The 3,755-nt window shown below is 71.1% G+C and carries 3 protein-coding genes and 1 pseudogene; all 4 read right to left on the bottom strand.

Annotated features, from left to right (window positions below):
* Positions 1–610: PucR family transcriptional regulator ligand-binding domain-containing protein (locus STRTUCAR8_RS02895; RefSeq protein WP_006373900.1), on the bottom strand; the 610-nt coding region annotated here is incomplete at its 3' end.
* Positions 611–645: 35 nt separating this feature from the next.
* Positions 646–1,932 carry an aspartate aminotransferase family protein gene (locus STRTUCAR8_RS02890; protein WP_006373898.1) on the bottom strand — a complete coding sequence of 429 codons (1,287 nt, stop codon included), beginning with the start codon at positions 1,930–1,932 and terminating at the stop codon, positions 646–648.
* Positions 1,929–2,771 (bottom strand): nitrilase-related carbon-nitrogen hydrolase, encoded by an 843-nt coding sequence (locus STRTUCAR8_RS02885; protein WP_006373899.1) that lies wholly within the window; start codon positions 2,769–2,771, stop codon positions 1,929–1,931. The genes STRTUCAR8_RS02890 and STRTUCAR8_RS02885 overlap by 4 nt, the downstream gene beginning before the upstream one ends.
* A gap of 171 nt (positions 2,772–2,942) precedes the next feature.
* Positions 2,943–3,755 (bottom strand): annotated as a pseudogene (locus STRTUCAR8_RS02880) (hypothetical protein); the annotation flags it as partial.

Here is a 3,755-nt window from a genome sequence, read left to right as displayed (position 1 = left end):
CGCGCAGCACGTCGTCCACGGCCGACCGCTCCCCCGCCGTGGCGAGGACCCGGTGGGCGAGGTTGGTGACGACGACGGGACAGGCGCTGTGCGAGGCGACCTCGTCGAGCAGCGGCTGCAGCGGGGCGCCGGAGGTGATGAGCCCGGTGAGAGCGGTCCGCACGGTCTCGGACAGGCTCACGGCGGCGAACTTCCGCCGTACAAGCCGGGACTGGACCTCCTCCGTCAACTCCGCGAAGGGGAAGGGCCGGTGGAGCACCACCATCGGCAGTCCGCACCGCTCGGCCGCACGCCGCATCACGTCCGGCGGCGAGGGGAAGGCGCGTCCGAGCCCGAGGACTACGGCGGCGGCCTCCGCCCGGTGCAGCGACCGGACGTACTCGGCCTGGGCCTCCTCGTCCCCCGCGAGCAGCACCCCGGTCGTCAGGATCATCTCGCCGCCGCTCAGCATCACGCCGACGTCGGCGGCCTCGGCGACATGCACCCAGCGCACGGCCCGGTCGAGCTGGCCGGCTCCGGCCACCACCTCGGGCTCCCCGGCGAGCACCCGTTCCAGGCCGAGGACCTGACGGACGGACAGGGCGGGTTCCAAGGTGGTGGTCGTGAGCATGGGGCCGACTTTCTTGCTGTGTTCACACTGTGGTGTTACTGGACGCGGCTCCTCAGAGCACGTTCGAGGATCGCGGCGCCCTCCTCGGCCTCCGCGACGGTGAGGGACAGCGGCGGTGCGATGCGCAGCGCGCTGGTGTTGTGGCCGCCCCCCTTGCCGAGGAGCAGCCCCTCCTCCCGGGCCGCTTCGAGCACGGCGGCGGCGGTCTCCGGGTCGGCGGTGTCGGTCCCCGGCTTGACCAGCTCGACGCCGATCATCAGTCCGCGCCCACGGACCTCCCGTACGCCCGGGAGCTGTGCGGCGACGGCCCGGAGCCGTTCGATGAGGAGGCCGCCGACGCGCCGGGCGTTGCCCTGGAGGTCGTGTTCCAGAAGGTAGTTGAGGTTGGCGAGGCCGGCCGCCATGGTGATCTGGGTGCCGCCGAAGGTGGAGATGGAGTTGGAGTCGAGGCAGTTCATGATCTCGGCGCGGGCCACGACCCCGCCGATGGACATGCCGTTGCCGATGCCCTTGGCGAAGGTGAGGATGTCCGGCGGACCGTTCTCCGCGTGTGCCTGCCAGCCCCAGAAGTGTTCGCCCGTGCGACCCCAGCCGGTCTGCACCTCGTCGGCGATCCACAGGATGCCGCGTTCCTGGAGCACCCGCCGGAAGGCCGCGTAGAGCCCGTCGGGCGGCGAGGTGAAGCCGCCGACGCCCTGGATGGGTTCGGCGATCAGGGCCGCGGGCGGGCGGACGTGCCCGAGCAGGTCCTCCAGGTCGTCGACGCAGGCGGCGATGAACTCGGCGTCGCTCAGATCGGCGTACGGACCACGGGTGCGGACGCCGCCGTGGACGTACAGGGTCTGGAGCGGGGACAGGGAGGTCGGGGACCAGCCCTTGTTGCCGGTGATGCCGACCGTGCTGAAGGAGCGGCCGTGGTAGCTGTTGCGCATGGCCAGGATCTGGTTGCTGCGCCGGTAGGAGGTGGCGAGGAGGAGGGCCGTGTCGTTGGCCTCGGTCCCGGAGGTGGTGAAGAAGACGCGGGCGTCCGGGATGCCGGACAACTCGGCGACGCGCTCGGCGAGTTCGACCATCGGCCGGTTGAGGTACAGGGTGGACGAGTGGATGATCCGCCCGGCCTGTTCGCTGACCGCCTTGGTGATCTCGGGCAGGGCGTGCGCGGTCATCGTGGTGAGGATGCCGCCGAAGAAGTCGAGGTACCGCTTCCCGTCCGCGTCCCACACGTAGCGGCCCTCGCCGTGCGTGATCTCGATGGGGTCCGCGTAGTAGAGGGCGAGCCAGTCCGGCAGAACTGCCTTGTGACGCCCGTACAGATCACTCACGGCTGCACCAGCCCTTCGTACGCGTCCGGCCGCCGGTCCCGGTAGAAGGCCCACTGCTGCCGGACTTCCTCGATGAGATCGAAATCAAGATCCCGCACGACGAGTTCCTCGTCCTTGTCACTCGCTACCTCGCCGACGAACTGGCCGCGCGGGTTCACGAAGTACGAGGTCCCGTAGAAGTCGTTGTCCCCGTACTCCTCCTGGCCGACCCGGTTGATGGCGGCGACGAAGTACTCGTTGGCGACGGCCGCCGCGGGCTGCTCCAGCTGCCACAGGTGGGAGGAGAGGCCCCGGTGGGTCGCGGACGGGTTGTAGACGAGCTGCGCGCCGTTCAGACCGAGCTGACGCCAGCCCTCCGGGAAGTGGCGGTCGTAGCAGATGTAGACGCCGACCTTCCCCACGGCCGTCTCGAAGACGGGCCAGCCGACGTTGCCGGGCTTGAAGTAGTACTTCTCCCAGAAGCCCTTGACCTGCGGGATGTGGTGCTTGCGGTACTTGCCGAGGTAGGTACCGTCGGCGTCGATCACCGCGGCGGTGTTGTAGTAGAACCCGGACTGCTCGATCTCGAACACGGGTACGACGATGACCATGCCGGTCTCGCGTGCCAGCTCCTGCATACGGCTGACGGTCGGCCCGTCGGGGACGGGCTCGGCCCAGCGGTAGTGCTCGGGCTCCTGGACCTGGCAGAAGTAGGGCGCGTTGAAGACTTCCTGGAATCCGATGACCTTGGCGCCCTGCCGGGCGGCCTCGCGGGCGTGCTCCACGTGTTTGGCGACCATGGACTCGGTGTCACCGGTCCAGGTGGCCTGGACCAGAGCGGCACGTACGACGTTGGCCATGACCTGCTCCTTCGGCTGGACGTCAGAGAGCCTCTACGCCCGTAGACAAGGTCACAAAGGTCGTAGGGGCTTGAAAGTAAGCCTCCGGAGGAGCCTTGCCAAGACCATCGCCGTTAACCCGCGGAGTCGATCACGTTTCACACTCCTGTGGGCGAGTCGCGTCCAGCCGGATCACGCGCTGTGGCCCGCGACCCGGAGGGCGTGCACCAGATCCCAGTAACGGTCCTCGGAGGCACCCCGGGCCGCCTCCAGGAGCAGGGGTACGAGGCGCTGGGGGTCGGCGGCGACACTGCGGGCGGCCTCCTCGGGGGTGCGGACCCGGACGTACGCGTCGAGCAGCGCCCGCACCTCACGCCGGCTGCCCTTCTCGGCCAGCCGGAGCACGGCCTCGCCCACCTCCTGGGCGGGCCGCGCCATGCCCTGGCGCAGTATCTGCTCACCGTCGGTCGCCCGCCCCGCCGCGACGAGCGCGTCGGCGGCGGCGACCAGCCGGTCGGCCGGCAGCGACGCGGCCTCCCAGAGGAGGGTCGCCCAGTCGGCGCCGAGCCCCGCGCGGTGCAGTTCGGCGGCGAGCAGCGGAAAGCGGGCGGCGGGCCACTGGGACGCCTCCACGAGCAGCGCGTGCGCCTCGCCGGTGCGTCCCTCGCCGCGCAGTCGTACGAGGGTGCGGACGGTGTCGATGGTGTCGTGCCGGGCATCGTCGTCCAGCGCCACCCGCACGGGCGTCGCGGACTTGGCGGCAGCACCGGCCCCGGCGAATCGCGCCCCGCGTGGGTTACGGCGGCCCGGGGTCGCGGCGGGCGCGGGCATCACCGGCGCCCCGGTGGGGTCGACGTCGGGCGTGGCGCCGGTGTCCGCGTCGTCGATCATCCCGGCGAACCGGGCACTGCCCCGGGCACGGCGCTTGGCGCGCTGCTTGGACGCGGGGCGGCGCTCAGCGGGCGCGGGCTCGGGGGCAGGGGCAGGGGCAGGGACCGAGGGTTC

Origin of the sequence: Streptomyces turgidiscabies Car8 (assembly GCF_000331005.1) — a bacterium.
GTDB lineage: Bacteria > Actinomycetota > Actinomycetes > Streptomycetales > Streptomycetaceae > Streptomyces > Streptomyces turgidiscabies.
This window is presented reverse-complemented; position numbering and strand designations above follow the sequence as displayed.